This is a genomic window from Herbaspirillum robiniae (assembly GCF_002213415.1).
Classification (GTDB): Bacteria; Pseudomonadota; Gammaproteobacteria; order Burkholderiales; family Burkholderiaceae_D; genus Herbaspirillum; species Herbaspirillum robiniae.
The window spans coordinates 1-14,473 of record NZ_NJGU01000006.1 but is presented as its reverse complement, the minus strand read 5'-3'; the positions used below and the strand labels follow the sequence as shown (position 1 = coordinate 14,473).

10 protein-coding genes are annotated in these 14,473 nt (G+C 65.1%); 4 read left to right on the top strand and 6 right to left on the bottom strand.

The window, feature by feature from the left end:
* Positions 1-4 precede the first annotated feature (4 nt).
* Entirely contained in the window at positions 5-895 is an 891-nt protein-coding gene (gene glxR / locus CEJ42_RS11675; protein ID WP_079218991.1) for a 2-hydroxy-3-oxopropionate reductase, read from the top strand.
* A gap of 203 nt (positions 896-1,098) precedes the next feature.
* Complete coding sequence (gene pyk, locus CEJ42_RS11670) at positions 1,099-2,517, top strand: pyruvate kinase (RefSeq protein WP_079218992.1); 1,419 nt, start codon at positions 1,099-1,101, stop codon at positions 2,515-2,517.
* 58 nt (positions 2,518-2,575) lie between these two features.
* On the opposite strand, the gene CEJ42_RS11665 is transcribed toward pyk, so the two are convergent.
* The 6 genes from CEJ42_RS11665 to CEJ42_RS11640 form a co-directional block, all read right to left on the bottom strand.
* Positions 2,576-3,163: a hypothetical protein gene (locus tag CEJ42_RS11665; RefSeq protein ID WP_088751182.1), complete on the bottom strand. Its 588-nt coding sequence runs from the start codon at positions 3,161-3,163 to the stop codon at positions 2,576-2,578.
* A 117-nt stretch (positions 3,164-3,280) separates the two neighbouring features.
* Positions 3,281-5,017: a methyl-accepting chemotaxis protein gene (locus tag CEJ42_RS11660; protein ID WP_088751181.1), complete on the bottom strand. Its 1,737-nt coding sequence runs from the start codon at positions 5,015-5,017 to the stop codon at positions 3,281-3,283.
* A 415-nt stretch (positions 5,018-5,432) separates the two neighbouring features.
* On the bottom strand, positions 5,433-6,812 hold the full coding sequence (locus CEJ42_RS11655; RefSeq protein ID WP_088751180.1) for an 8-oxoguanine deaminase: 1,380 nt from the start codon (positions 6,810-6,812) through the stop codon (positions 5,433-5,435).
* Between the two features lie 644 nt (positions 6,813-7,456).
* Positions 7,457-9,220 (bottom strand): allantoate amidohydrolase, encoded by a 1,764-nt coding sequence (locus CEJ42_RS11650; RefSeq protein ID WP_088751179.1) that lies wholly within the window; start codon positions 9,218-9,220, stop codon positions 7,457-7,459.
* A gap of 298 nt (positions 9,221-9,518) precedes the next feature.
* Complete coding sequence (locus CEJ42_RS11645) at positions 9,519-10,913, bottom strand: nucleobase:cation symporter-2 family protein (RefSeq protein WP_088751178.1); 1,395 nt, start codon at positions 10,911-10,913, stop codon at positions 9,519-9,521.
* A gap of 240 nt (positions 10,914-11,153) precedes the next feature.
* Positions 11,154-12,098 (bottom strand): LysR substrate-binding domain-containing protein, encoded by a 945-nt coding sequence (locus CEJ42_RS11640; protein WP_079219000.1) that lies wholly within the window; start codon positions 12,096-12,098, stop codon positions 11,154-11,156.
* Positions 12,099-12,892: 794 nt separating this feature from the next.
* On the opposite strand from CEJ42_RS11640, the gene CEJ42_RS11635 reads away from it, so the two are divergent.
* Together CEJ42_RS11635 and CEJ42_RS11630 are read left to right on the top strand one after the other, a co-directional pair.
* Positions 12,893-14,149 carry a urate hydroxylase PuuD gene (locus tag CEJ42_RS11635; RefSeq protein ID WP_079219001.1) on the top strand — a complete coding sequence of 419 codons (1,257 nt, stop codon included), beginning with the start codon at positions 12,893-12,895 and terminating at the stop codon, positions 14,147-14,149.
* An 82-nt stretch (positions 14,150-14,231) separates the two neighbouring features.
* Positions 14,232-14,473, top strand: a 242-nt coding sequence (locus CEJ42_RS11630) for an aromatic amino acid lyase (RefSeq protein ID WP_165774422.1), incomplete at its 3' end; no start/stop codon positions are given.

The window sequence follows — 14,473 nt, the reverse complement described above, 5'->3', positions numbered from 1 at the left end:
CATCATGGCAAAAGTCGGATTCATCGGCCTGGGCATCATGGGCGCACCGATGGCGGAAAACCTGCAAAAGGGCGGTCACAAGCTCTACCTGCACGACCAGAAGAACCCGCCGGCGGCGCTGCTGGAAGGCGGCGCCACCGTCTGCACCTCGGGCGCCGAAGTCGCCAAGCGCGCCGACATCATCATCATCATGGTGCCCGACACCCCGCACGTCGAAGCGGTGCTGTTCAGCGAAAAGGGCGTGGCCGAAGGCCTGTCGGCCGGCAAGATCGTGGTCGACATGAGCTCGATCTCGCCGATCGCCACCAAGGGCTTCGCGCAAAAGGTCAACGCGCTGGGCTGCCAGTACCTGGACGCCCCGGTCTCCGGCGGCGAAGTGGGCGCCAAGGCCGCCTCGCTGACCATCATGGTCGGCGGCTCGGAATCGGCCTTCAACGACGTGAAGCCGTTGTTCGAACTGATGGGCAAGAACATCACCCTGGTCGGCGGCAACGGCGACGGCCAGACCACCAAGGTGGCCAACCAGATCATCGTCGCCCTGAACATCCAGGCCGTGGCGGAGGCGCTGCTGTTCGCCTCCAAGGCCGGCGCCGATCCGGCGCGCGTGCGCCAGGCGCTGATGGGCGGCTTTGCTTCCTCGCGCATCCTGGAAGTGCACGGCGAGCGCATGGTCAAGCGCACCTTCAACCCGGGCTTCCGCATCGAGCTGCACCAGAAGGACCTGAACCTGGCCCTGCAGGGCGCCAAGCAGCTGGGCATCAGCCTGCCCAACACCGCCGCCGCCCAGGAACTGATGAACGCCTGCGCCGCCAACGGCATGAGCGGCCTGGACCACTCGGCGCTGTGCCGCGCGGTGGAGATCATGTCGAACCACGAGATCGCCAAGGCATCCTGATGCAGCCTGTCGTCCCCGCGCAGGCGGGGACCCAGCGACGTTGAACGGCCGTCGAGGCATGTTGAAAGTTCTTGGGTCCCCGCCTGCGCGGGGACGACTTGCTTTTGAAGTCGCTGTTCAATTGCTCGATCGCTTGGTCGCTTGTCCGTTCAAGCAAGCGTCATTTCAAACAACAACCAAAAACCATTTTCCGGAGACTCACCATGCGCCGCCAACGCCAGGCCAAAATCGTCGCCACCTTGGGCCCCGCCAGCGCTTCCCGCCAGATGATCCAGGCGCTGTTCGAAGCCGGCGCCGACGTGTTCCGCTTCAACTTCAGCCACGGCACCCATGCCGACCACCAGGCGCGCTACCAGATCGTGCGCGAAGTGGAGCGCGAGGTCGGCCGTCCGATCGCGGTGCTGGCCGACCTGCAGGGCCCTAAGCTGCGCATCGGCCAGTTCGCCGACGGCAAAGTGACGCTGCTGCAGGGCCAGACCTTCACGCTGGACCGCGACGCCACGCCCGGCGACGGCAGCCGCGTGTGCCTGCCGCATCCGGAACTGTTCGAGGCCATCGCCGCCGGCCAGTCGCTGCTGCTGGACGACGGCAAGCTGCGCCTGCAGGTCGAGTACAGCGACGGCGCGCGCATCCGCACCCGCGTGGTCAATGCCGGCGTGCTGTCGGACCGCAAGGGCGTCAACGTGCCCGACGCCGTGCTGCCGATTCCCGCGCTGACCGAGAAGGACCGGCGCGACCTGGCCTTCGCGCTGGACATGGGCGCCGACTGGATCGCGCTGTCCTTCGTGCAGCGTCCTGAGGACGTGTTCGAGGCGCGCGGCCTGATCGGCAACCGCGCCGCCGTGCTGTCCAAGCTGGAGAAGCCGGCCGCGCTGGACCGGCTCGACGAGATCGTGCAGGCCTCCGACGCCATCATGGTCGCCCGTGGCGACCTCGGCGTGGAGCTGCCGCCCGAGCGCGTACCGGGGACGCAAAAGCGCATCCTGCGCACCTGTCGCCAGCACGGCAAGCCCATCGTCATCGCCACCCAGATGCTGGAGTCGATGATCACCGCGCCGGTGCCCACGCGCGCCGAAGTATCGGACGTGGCCAGCGCCATCTACGACGGCTCGGACGCCGTCATGCTCTCGGCCGAATCGGCCAACGGCTCCTACCCGCTGCAGGCGGTGACGATGATGGACCGCGTGATCGCCGAGGTGGAACGCGATCCGCTGTACCGCAACATGATCGACGCCCAGCACGAAGTACCGCAGCCTAACCGTTCCGACGCGATCTGCTCGGCCCTGCGCGACGTGGCCGGCATCGTCGGCGCCACCACCACCGTGACCTACACCAGCTCCGGCCACACCAGCCTGCGCGCCGCGCGCGAACGGCCGATGGCGCCGATCCTCTCGATCACCCCGCAACTGGCCACGGCACGCCGCCTGGCGCTGGTATGGGGCGTGCACTCCACCATCAGCGACCAGATCCACAACGAAAGCGAAATGGTCAGCGCTGCCTGCCAGACGGCGCTGAAAGAAGGGTTTGCGAAGAAGGGCGACCAGATCGCCATCACCGCCGGCATGCCGTTCGGGCAGCCGGGGAGCACCAATCTGTTGCGGTTGGCGGAGGTGTGGGGCTAGGAATACCTTAGTGCAGTGAAGCTGATGAAATAAAAAGGCCGCGAACTTCACGGCCTTTTTATTTCATCAGACGAAAGCGATAGAAGTTGTCCGGTTCGACGAAGCGTACTTCCAGCTGCCTCGAGCCGGCCAGAAATTTATCGTCGGCCAAAACATGTTCGCTGAACAACACGCCGTCCGCATCGTAGGCTGCCCGATAGTTGACGATGTCGGCCCGCAGGAAGCCAACGCCGTTCGCACTGCGGGAAAGTGCTCGACAGGAGCCGAACAGGCTCGGCAATTTGTACGATCGGCCCTTGTTCCTGTCGATCAGGTACACCGATATGTGGCGTGAACCTGTCCCGCTGGTTGCGCCTATCCCATCTACGCAGTAGTGTCCGGCGCTGCGATAGAGCGTGGCGCTTCTTCCCAGGTCATCGGGATAGACACTCTCGCCAGGAAAGGCAATGGCGCGCCTGAAGCGATGCTCCCTGCCGTCGATGCGCACGCTATGGCGCGACGAGACGGCAATGTCTTCGCCCTCGCCGGTGAACAAGCGATCCGGCAGGCTGGCGTAGAACTCCTCGTAGCCGCTAAAGACGCGCGGTTGCTGCGCATGGGCGTTGAGCAGGCACAGGAGCAGGGTGGCGGGCAGCAGTTTCTTCATGGTCTATCCGGGATGCGGCGGGCGCAGATCGCCACAGTGTGCCAAATCGCAGGAAACTTGCGAAGCAAAAACACAGGCGCCTACCGGCGCCTTTGTCAGTCATGCGGAGGAAACCGCTCAGAACTGCTCCCAATCGTCATCCGTCACCTTGCCCGCCGCGCTTGCCGGCGCGCGGTTGGGCCTGGTCTGCGCCGCCGGTTTGTGCGCCAGGGCGCGGGCCGGGGAGGCGGGCTTCCTGATCACCGGGGCAGCGGCCTTCGGCGCCGCGTGTGCGGCGGATGCCGCTGGCGAGGGTGCGGCCGCCATGCCGGCGTCCACCTTGAACACGCTGACCGCCTCCATCAGCTGCGCCGCCTGGTCCTGCATCGCCTGTGCGGCGGCGGCGGCTTCTTCCACCAGGGCGGCGTTCTGCTGGGTCGACTCGTCCATCAGCGTGATGGCGCGGTTGATCTCTTCGATGCCGGTGCTCTGCTCGGTGCTGGCGGCGCTGATCTCGGCGACGATGTCGGTCACCCGTTTGACGCTGGCGACCACTTCGGTCATGGTGCTGCCGGCCTGTTCCACCAGGTGGCTGCCGGTGTCGACCTTGGCTACCGAGTCGTCGATCAGGGCCTTGATTTCCTTGGCGGCGGTGGCGCTGCGCTGGGCCAGCGAGCGTACTTCGGAGGCCACCACCGCGAAGCCGCGGCCCTGTTCGCCGGCGCGCGCGGCTTCCACCGCGGCGTTGAGCGCAAGAATATTGGTCTGGAACGCGATGCCGTCGATCACGCCGATGATGTCGACGATCTTCTTGGACGAGGCGTTGATCGAGGCCATGGTCTCGACCACCTGGCCGACCACGGCGCCGCCTTCGACCGCGACGCTCGATGCCGAGGCCGCCAGCTGGTTGGCCTGGCGGGCGTTGTCGGCGTTCTGCTTGACGGTGGAGGTGAGCTCTTCCATGGCCGACGCGGTTTCTTCCAGTGAGCCGGCCTGCTGCTCGGTGCGCGAGGAGAGGTCGAGGTTGCCGCTGGCGATCTCGCCCGAGGCGTGGTTGATGGTGTCGGTGCCGGTGCGCACGCGCGAGACGATGTTGCGCAGGTTGTCGTTCATCAGCTTCAACGCGGCCATCAGTTCGCCGGTTTCGTCCCTGGAGGTGACTTCCACGCGCGTGGTGAGGTCGCCCTCGGCCACGCGGCGCGCCACGCCGACGGCGTTGACCAGCGGACGGGTGATGCTGCGCGAGACCAGCCAGGCCACCACGGCGGCCAGCAGCAGCGCCACCACCGCCAGGCTGTTGATGATGGTGCGGGCGCTGGCGGAGTCCTGCGCGGCGGCGGCGCCGGCGGCGTCCATCAGGCCGCCCTGGTAGTCGAACATGGCGTCGAGCGCGATGAAGTACTTGATCTGCACCGGCATGAATTGCTGCGGCAGGTAGGCCTTGGCCTCGTCGACCTGGCCGGCCTGGGCCAGGGCCATGAGCTTGTCGCGCGCCGGGATGTAGGTGTCGCGCGCGGCGATGGCGGCTTCGACGAATTTCTTGTCTTCGTCGGTGCGGGCCACCTCGCGCAGGCGGGCGAGGAACTCGTTCATTTTCTTGTCGGCGGCGGTGGCGTCGGCCGCCAGCGCCTTGATGCGCTCGGCATCGCTGGTGAGCAGGATGTCGCGGATGTCGAGCGCGATCTTGTTGACCTGGATCTGCACGGTGTTGGCCATGACGGTCTTGGGGTAGCGGTCCTTGACGATCAGGCTGATGCCGTCGGCCAGGCGGCCGAGCTGGACGTTGCCGAGGACGGCGATGGCGAGCAGCAGCGCGATGACGGCGCCGAAGCCGAGAGTCAGGCGGGCGCCGATTTTCATGTTGGAGATGTTCATGGTGGACCTTGTGCGCTAGCGTTGTTCAGGCAAAACGGGATTGGCGGAAACAAGGAGCGGCGTGCGCGGCATCGCATACAGGCGCGCGTATCCGGCGAGCGCTGGATATGTGCTTGTGTGAGTATTGCGGCACAGCGGATGAACGCAATGAAGCGGACGACTCCCCTCGTCACTAATTGCAAGTCTTGTGCCAAAAATCAGGCGAAGTTTTTTCTTGTTGTGCGGCGGCAATGAGTCGCGCCGAGCGGCGCGCCTTTGCTCTTGTCATGCGGGGCGTCGTCGCAAGCCGCCCCGGGTGGGGGCGCTTGCGATCCGCTGTGCGACGCCTGCGGGCATCCCTTCCATGCCCGGCTTGTCGTGACGAATAGTCTTGCCGATTTGCTTTGCCTAACGCGCTACTGCCGAGCTTGGGGCGTCAGCGCGCTGCTTCGGCCAGTTCCAGCGATAGTGCGTTATGGCGCTCCAACACGCAACCGAGGTCGATGGTGGTGCATTGTCCCTCGCGCACCACGACGCGGCCATTGATGATGCTCCACGCCACATTGGACGGGGTGCAGAACACCAGCGCCGCGACCGGGTCGTGCAGGCCACCGGCAAAACCGATCTGGCGCGTGTCGAACAGCACCACGTCGGCCGACATGCCCGGCTTCAATGCGCCGATGTCGTCGCGGTTGAGCACCTTGGCGCCGCCCAGCGTGGCGATTTCCAGCGCCTGGCGCGCGGTCATGGCGTCCGGGCCGAAGCCCACGCGCTGCAGCAGCATGGCCTGGCGCACTTCGCCCATCATGTGGGCGGAATCGTTGGAGGCGCTACCGTCCACGCCCAGGCCCACCGGCACGCCGGCGTCGATCATCTTGCGGATGGGCGCGATGCCCGAGGCCAGCCGCATGTTGGAACAGGGGCAGTGGGCCACGCCGGTGCCGGTGCGGGCGAAGAGGTCGATGCCGTGGTCGTCCAGCTGCACGCAATGGGCGTGCCAGACGTCGTGGCCGACCCAGCCGCAGTCCTCGGCGTATTCGGCCGGGGTCATGTTGAATTTCTCGCGGCTGTAGGCGATGTCGTTGACGTTCTCGGCCAGGTGGGTGTGCAGCGATACCTTGTAATGGCGCGCCAGATCGGCCGCCTCGCGCATCAGGTCGCGCGAGACCGAGAACGGCGAGCAGGGCGCCACCACGATGCGCTGCATCGCGTGGCGGCTGCCGTCGTGGTAGGTCTCGATCAGGCGGCGGGTGTCCTTGAGGATGTCTTCTTCCTCCTCCACCACGCGGTCCGGCGGCAGGCCGCCCTTGGACTGACCCACGCTCATCGCGCCGCGCGCGCCGTGGAAACGCATGCCGATCTGGGCGGCGGCTTCCAGGCTGTCGTCCAGGCGGGTCTTGTTGGGGTAGATGTAGAGATGGTCGCTGCTGGTGGTGCAGCCGGAGAGGATCAGCTCGGCCATCGCGGTGAGCGTGGAGACCTTGATCATCTCGGGCGTCAGGCCGGCCCAGATCGGGTAGAGGTTGGTCAGCCAGTTGAACAGTTCGCCGTTCTGCGCGGCGGGAATCACGCGCGTCAGGCTCTGGTACATGTGGTGGTGGGTGTTGACCAGGCCGGGGATGGCGACGTGGTGCGTCGCGTCGATGATTTCATCGGCCTGCTGCGGGAGGTCGGCGCTCTTGCCCACCTGCTCGATGATGTTGTTGCGGATGAAGATGGCGCCGTTGCTGATCTCTTCCCTGGCGTCGTTCATGGTGACGACGACGTTGGCGTTCTTGATCAGCAGGGTCTTGTCGTTGGCTTGTTGCTGGGGCATTGCAGGGACTCCTTGTTTGTTCCTTATTTGTGGGTGGTGGTGGTGCTGGTCGGCGCATGTGACAGGGGAGTCCCTTTGAAGCCCTATTAACTCTGCGACGGGTTTGGTTGGTGTTCTTTGTTGCTTGTTTTATTGCTCGGTCGTTTTGTTGTTTGCGTGTTTGGCAGTCTGGTCTTGCTGCGTGCCGGTGTACTGGCTCTGGTTCTTTCTTTCTCCGGTCGAAGCGGAGCGCCGGGAGCGGCCCGGCAGCCGCTCACTTTTCTTGCTCCGCCAAGAAAAGTAAGCAAAAGAAGGCGGCCCCTAAGTGCCAGCCCTCCTGCGGAGGGTACCCGCCGGAGCGCGGGGAAAAATGGGAAAGGAGGCAAGTCGCTGCGCTCCGGCCTCCTTTCTGATCCATTTTCCCCCGCGCTCCGGCGGCTGGCCCCCAAGGGGACAGCGTTGCCGGCTCGCCTTCGGCCTCGCGCTGTTTGCACCTCGCCTTCGGCTTCGATCTACTGGCTCGCTATCTGATGCAATCCGTCATCCCGGCGAAGGCCGGGATCCAGCGGCGTTCGTCGCGCCTCACCGCACTCGGTCCAGATCCGGGTGCTCCATTGCATCGTCTCGAAGCCTGTCCCGCCTTTACCTAAGTGCCTGTGAAAGCCTCAAGCCTTCGCCTTGAAGCTGCGCAGGAAGTCCAACAGGATCTGCCCCGACACCTCCGCGTCATCCGCCGTCATCGTCTCCAGCGGATTATGGCTGATGCCGCCGTTGCCGCAGCGGGTAAACAGCATGCAGACGTCGGTCATCTTGGCGATCGTCATCGCATCGTGCCCGGCGCCGGAGGCGAGCTGGAACGGGGGGATGCCGGCGCGCTCGGTGGCGGCGGCGAGTTGTTCCATCAGCCATGGCGCGCAAGGCGCGGCGGGGGCGGAGACGGTTTCTTCGATCTTGGCGTCGACCATGCGGCGCTCGCAGATCTCTTCGATCTTGTCCAGCACGTCGGCCACCGCGGCCTGGCGCACGTCGTCGCGGGCGGCGCGGATGTCCAGCGAGAGCTGGCAGTTGCCGGGGATGACGTTGGTGGAGCCGCGCGTGACCTGCAGCTGGCCGACCGTGCCCACCAGCGAGGCGTGCTGGTCTTGCGAGCAGCGCTGTTCCACATACAGGATGATCTCGGCGGCGGCGGCGGCGGCATCCTTGCGCATGTCCATCGGCGTGGTGCCGGCGTGGCTGGCCACGCCCTTCAGGTCCACCAGGTAGCGCGAGCTGCCGGCGATCGAGGTGACGATGCCCACCGGCAGGTCGCGGTTCAGCAGCACCGGGCCCTGCTCGATGTGGACTTCGACGTAGCCCAGGATGTCCGACGGGTCGCGCGCGATCTGCGGGATGGCGGTGACGTCGTGGCCGGCCTGGGTGATGACTTCGCGCATGGAGACGCCGTCGCGGTCCTGCAGCTCCAGCAGCTTCAGGTCGAACTGGCCGATCACGGCGTTGCTGCCCAGAAAGGTGCTCTTGAAGCGCACCCCTTCTTCTTCCGAGAAGCCGATCACTTCGAAGTGGAAGGGCAGCGTTTCGCCGCGCTCGTTGAGGTGCTTGACCGCGGCGATGGCCAGCAGGATGCCTTCGCGGCCGTCGTACTTGCCGCCGTTGCGCACCGTGTCGTAGTGCGAGCCGGTCAGCAGGGTCTTGGCCTGCGGATCGGTGGAGAGATAGCGGCCGACCACGTTGCCGACCGCGTCGATGTGCACGTGCATGCCGGCTTCGCGCATCCAGTGCGCGATCTGGTCGGCGGTGCGGCGGTGGGTGTCGGTCAGGTAGGTGCAGGTGAGCGCGCCTTCGTCCTCGGACAGCGCGCCGATCTCCTCGGCCCATTGCATCACGGTGGCGCCCAGCGCCGGCTTGTAGCCGACCAGGTCGTTGATGCGCATCTCGGCGATCCGCCCGATCTGGCGCAGCGCCTCGCGCAGCTCGTCTTCAGGCTGGTTGCGCAGGCGGCGGGTGAAGGTGGCGATGATCTGCTGGCGCGTCAGGCCGGCGCCGGTCGGGCCCTTCACCGCCAGGATGAAGGGGAAACCGAACTTGGCGTTGTAGTCGGCGTTGAGCTTTTGCAGGTTGGCGAATTCTTCCGGGGAGCACAGGTTCAGCCCGGCCTTGGCCTGTTCGCCGGTGGATTCGGCGGTCAGTTCGCCGGCGATGGCCGCGCGGCCCGCCAGCTCCGGGTGGGCACGGATCAGGCCCAGCTGCTCGGCGCGGGTGGCGTCGGTGACTACCTTTTGCAGCGCCAGCTTGAGCGCGGTCAGGTTGCGGAAGGGACGCTGCAGCGCCGCGCGCTCGGGAATCCAGGGCGAATGCTCGTAGATGCCGTGCAGGGCGGCGATGAAGGCCGAGGCCTCGGTGTGGTTGAGTTGTTCCAGTGTCGTCGTCATGTGCTTGCCGGCGGCTGTCCGACCGGTCCCTTCGTTTGTGTTCGGTATTGCGCTGCCGGGCGACATCGGGTGTGCCCGATTGTCGGCCGCGATTGTTGTGTCCGGATGTTGCCGGAAACCGCCCGGGGGCGGGCTTTCCTTAGCCTAGACTTTAAAACATCCGGGCAGGAATGGCATCAACGGTTTTATCTGGGAGATATGTGTTTTCGCTTATTACACGGCATATGGCGGCGGATATATAAGCCATCTGCATGGCCCGCCTATCCGCCGCCCCTTGCCGGTTTGTTGCCGCCCGGCCTCAGTGGTCCGAGCTCTGCGCGGCCGCCACGGCGTAGCGCGCCACGTCTTCCTCGCTGCCGCGGCCGTTGAAGAACAGGTTCAGCCCGACCGCCATGGCCGAGGCCAGCAGGATGCCGCTATGGAAGATGGTGCCCAGGAAAGGCGGCATCTTGTCGAAGAAGGTCGGGGCGACGATCGGGATCATGCCCACGCCGATGCTGATGGCCACGATGAACAGGTTGTTGCGGTTGGCGTGGAAATCGACCTTGGAGAGGATCTTGATGCCGGTCGCCGCCACCATGCCGAACATCACGATGCCGGCGCCGCCCAGCACGAACTGCGGAATCGAGGCCGCCACGTGCGCCATCTTGGGGAACAGGCCGAAGGCGATCAGGATCACGCCGGCGGCCACGCAGACGAAGCGGCTGCGAATGCCGGTTACGCCCACCAGGCCGACGTTCTGCGAGAACGAGGTGTAAGGGAAGGTATTGAAGATACCGCCGATGACCGTGCCCAGGCCGTCCACGCGCAGGCCGGTGGCCAGGGTCTTGTCATCGACCTTCTTGCCGACGATGTCGCCCAGGGCCATGAACATGCCGGTCGACTCGATCATGGTCACGATCATCACCAGGCACATGCTGATGATGGAGGGAAGGTCGAACTGCGGCACGCCGTAGTGGAAGGGCTTGATCATGGCGAACCAGTCGGCCGCGTCCAGGCCGTCGAAGCTGATCTTGCCCAGGCCGAAGGCGATCACGAAGCCCACCACCATGCCCATCAGCACCGAGATGTTGGAAATGAAACCCTTGGTGTACTTGGTGATGAGCAGGATCGACACCAGCACCACGGCCGCGATCGACAGCGACAGCGGCGAGCCGTAGTCCGGGTTGGGCACCTTGACGAAGACGCCGTCCACCAGCTTGCCGATCACCGGCTGGCCGCCGGCGGCCCAGTTGATGCCCACGCCCATCAGCGAGACCCCGATCACCGTGATCACGGTGCCGGTGACCACCGGCGGGAAGTAGCGCATCAGCTTGCTCATGTAAGGCGACGCCAGGATACAAAAAACGCCGGATGCAATCACGGCGCCATAGATATGCAAAATGCTCAGCGAGGGATTGTTGGCCATCGCCACCATCGGCCCCACGGCGGCGAAGGTGACCCCCATCATGACCGGCATCCTGATGCCGAATTTCCAGATGCCGGCGCTCTGGATGATGGTAACCAGGCCGCAGCAGAACAGGTCGGCGCTGATCAGGTAGGCGATCTCCGATTTGGGAAGGTTCAGTGCGCCGCCGATGATCAGCGGCACGGCGATGGCGCCGGCGTACATCACCAGCACGTGCTGCATGCCGAGTGCAAAGAGTTTGAATACGGGTAGGCGTTCATCCACCGGATGGCTTTGGGTTTGCATGCTGTCTCCTGATATTTTTATAAAGGAACCTGACATGTGACCGCACCCGTCTCACGGGGTGTGCCTTGTCGATTGAAAGGTGGTTCCGGTTCAGGTCACGGCTCCGTCTCTGTGTGCGGATGCAGGCCTGGTGCATCGGATACTAATGCAATCCCGTCAGCCCGATATATAAGGCCCGGCATACCGGCTGGCGCGTTGCCGATATAGTCGTTGCGCCCGCCATCCCGCGCCGGTGGCCGATCAGCTGCGAACCTGGGCGACCAGTTTGGCCGCCGCGCTGACCTGGGCGCGCAGCCATTTGTGCTCGGTGGCCTGGTGCACGCGCTCGTGCCACAGTTGGTAGAAGCGCAGCGGCGGGAATTTCACCGGCACCGTATAGCTCTTCAGCGACAGCAGTTTCTCGTAGAAGCTGGCGAACTGCTGGCCGGCCGTCAGCACCAGGTCGGTCTGCGCCACCATGTAGGGCAGCATGCGGAAGTGGGCCGACTCGACCACCACGTTGCGGCGCAGGTTCTGCTTTTCGAGGAAGGTGTCGATGGTGCCGTGGTAGCCCGGCAGGATCTGCGAGGGCGCCGCATGCGGCAGCGAGAGGTAGTCCTCGATGGTCATGGCGTCGCGCGCGGTGCGCTTGGCGTAGGCGCAGTCGGCGCGCATCAGGCATACGATGGGGTCGTCGAACAGCTTGGACAGGTGCAGGTGCGGCGGCGGCTCGTCCCAGTTGGCGATGACCAGGTCCAGCTCGCCGTCCGACAGCAGGCGCACGTAATCGGTCTCCGGCCCCAATGCGTGGATCACGATGTGGCTGCGCGGCGACTCGCGCCGCAGCCGGGCGATCACCTCGGTGAAGAACGGGGTGTTCATGTAGTCGGGCGCGGCGATGTGGAAGGTGCGCTCCTCGTCCTGCGGCACGAAGGCGGTCTTGGGCACGAACAGGCGCTCGGTCTCGTCCAGGATGCGCTTGGCCGGCTTCAACAGGCTCTCGCCGTGCTGGGTCGGCACCATGCCGCGCGCGCCGCGTACCAGCAGCGGGTCGCCGGTCAGCTCGCGCAGCTTGCGCAGCGAGGCCGAGATCGACGGCTGCGGCTGGTTCAGCTTCAGGGCGACGCGCGAGACGTTCTTCTCGCACAGCAACAGGTAAAGGATGCGGATGAGGTGGATGTCGAGATGGTCTGGCAGCCTGGACATGTGGATGTCTCCGGGTTCTTCGTTCTGGGGCGTGGTTCTCGCCCAATTACGTACTAAGGGCAGGTGACGGTTTTTCGTTCACTCTGGTGGCGTTGCGCGTCTGCACACGCGCATGCCGGTTCGGTTCGTCACTTGGTCTTGCATCGACGGCACAACAGGGGATGCCCCGGATGCAAGCGTCATGCCCGGCGGCAATTTTCCGCGGGTCGTTCGCCTGTCGGGAAGTCCCTGGTCATTGCCGTCGTTGCGCGCCGGCCGGTCTCTGCGGCCTTTTTTGCTCCCGTCCGGCCTGGCGGCCCGGTCCGGGAGAGCTTGGTCGATATTGCTTAATTGCGCGCGACCGCAAGCGTCCCACATTTCCGACTCATTTTTGTATATGGCGCGGCGTATGTCAAATATACGTTGCGGGGCATGTTTTGGTGCGCCGTCGGCGTTTATCTTTCGTGCAACCGGTCCGAGCCACGGAACAGGCCAGCCTCATGAGGGCGGCCGTTGCCAACAGTACGAAGCGCGGACCGTAATAACAGATGGCGCCGCATAGCGCGCAGCCATCGGGTCGCAGCGGCGGCGACGGCAGGAGACCAGCGGGGCGCAACGCGCCTGTTGCGGCTTCCTGGCTCGCTGGAAGTCTCTCATCCACACACATTCGCATTGCCGCGCGGCATCTGCCGCGCGCCGGCCATGCCTGCGCGTGAAAGGGGAAGACGGACTTTCATCGCGGCCCTTTCCTGAGGCGTTGCCTCGCCTGTTCGGAGTTGCCCGCGGTGGCGGACGGGAGTCAAGTTGAGGAAGACATGGAAGCATTATTGGTATCGTACGGCGTCGAATGGGCCAACCTGCTGGTGCGCTGGCTGCACCTGATCACCGGCATCGCGTGGATCGGCGCATCGTTCTATTTCGTCTGGCTGGACAACTCGATCCGCCCGCCCAAGCCGGGCAGCGACCTGGAGAAGAAGGGCGTTTCCGGCGAGCTGTGGGCCGTGCACGGCGGCGGTTTCTACAACCCGCAGAAATATCTCGTGGCCCCGGCCGAGCTGCCTGAAGAACTGCACTGGTTCAAGTGGGAGGCCTACGCCACCTGGATCACCGGCATCGCCATGCTGTTCATCGTCTACTACTTCAACGCCTCGGCGATGATGGTCGACAAGTCGGTCGCCAACCTCTCCGGCATCGAAGCGGTGGGCGTGGGCATCGGCACGCTGGTGGTCGGCTGGATCGTCTACGACCTCCTGTGCCGCTCGCCGCTGGGCAAGAAGGAAGGCCTGCTGGGCCTGGTGATGTTCGTCTTCATCGTGGCCGTGGCCTACATGCTCACGCACCTGCTGTCGGGCCGCGCGGCCTATATCCATGTGGGCGCCATGATCGGCACCATCATGGTGGGCAACGTGCTGATGGTGATCATCCCCGGCCAGCGCAAGCTGGTGGAAGCGATGAAGGAAGGCAAGTCGCCCGACCCGATCCACGGCCGTCGCGGCAAGCAGCGCAGCGTGCACAACAACTACTTCACGCTGCCGATCCTGTTCATCATGATCAGCAACCACTACGCGATGACCTACACCCATCCGTACAGCTGGCTGGTGCTGGCGGCCATCATGGCGGCCGGCGTGCTGATCCGCCACTTCTTCAACCTGCGCCACAAGGGCAAGGTGTCGGTCGGTTACCCGATCGCCGGCGTGATCCTGCTGCTGGCCGTGGCGGTGGCGATCGCCCCGCGTCCGGCAGCGCCGATCGCCAGCGCTGCAGCGGCCACCGCGCCGGGCGCCGACGGCGCGGCGCCTGCCGCCGCAGCAGCAGCTCCGGACTTCGCGAAGATCCAGGCCATCATCACCCAGCGTTGCGCGTCCTGCCACTCGGACAAGCCGACCCAGGCCGGCTTCGCCACCGCGCCGGCGGGCATGATGTTGCAGACCCCCGAGCTGATCCACCAGCACGCGGCCAAGGTGTTCCAGCGCGCGGTGCAGACCAAGGACATGCCGCTGGCCAACATGACCCAGATGACCGATGAGGAACGCGCCGAAGTCGCCGCCTGGTTCCAGGCCGGCGCCAAGTAAGCGTCACCGTCGCCTCAATGCGCGCATCGCCCGGCACGGTGCGGTGCGCGCTGATCCATTTCACCGATTGCAAGGACAAGACATGCAAACCATCACCATCGACGGCTTCAACCTCACGGCCCAGCAAGTGGTCAACGTATCGCGCGCACCCTTCCTGAAGGTCGCGCTGGCGGACTCCTCGCGCGCGGCCCTGAAGCAAAGCCGTGACTACATCGAAAGCACCTGGATGCACGACGAGGCGCCGATGATGTACAGCTTCAACACCGGCGTGGGCTTGCTGAAGGACACCCGCATCAAGGTCGAGCACATCGAGCTGTTCCAGAC

Bases quoted from the DNA above. Each gene is read 5' to 3' on its own strand.
- glxR (WP_079218991.1), top strand. From the start codon at position 5: ATGGCAAAAGTCGGATTCATCGGCCTGGGCATCATGGGCGCACCGATG.
- pyk (WP_079218992.1), top strand. From the start codon at position 1,099: ATGCGCCGCCAACGCCAGGCCAAAATCGTCGCCACCTTGGGCCCCGCC.
- CEJ42_RS11665 (WP_088751182.1), bottom strand. From the start codon at position 3,163: ATGAAGAAACTGCTGCCCGCCACCCTGCTCCTGTGCCTGCTCAACGCC.
- CEJ42_RS11660 (WP_088751181.1), bottom strand. From the start codon at position 5,017: ATGAACATCTCCAACATGAAAATCGGCGCCCGCCTGACTCTCGGCTTC.
- CEJ42_RS11655 (WP_088751180.1), bottom strand. From the start codon at position 6,812: ATGCCCCAGCAACAAGCCAACGACAAGACCCTGCTGATCAAGAACGCC.
- CEJ42_RS11650 (WP_088751179.1), bottom strand. From the start codon at position 9,220: ATGACGACGACACTGGAACAACTCAACCACACCGAGGCCTCGGCCTTC.
- CEJ42_RS11645 (WP_088751178.1), bottom strand. From the start codon at position 10,913: ATGCAAACCCAAAGCCATCCGGTGGATGAACGCCTACCCGTATTCAAA.
- CEJ42_RS11640 (WP_079219000.1), bottom strand. From the start codon at position 12,098: ATGTCCAGGCTGCCAGACCATCTCGACATCCACCTCATCCGCATCCTT.
- CEJ42_RS11635 (WP_079219001.1), top strand. From the start codon at position 12,893: ATGGAAGCATTATTGGTATCGTACGGCGTCGAATGGGCCAACCTGCTG.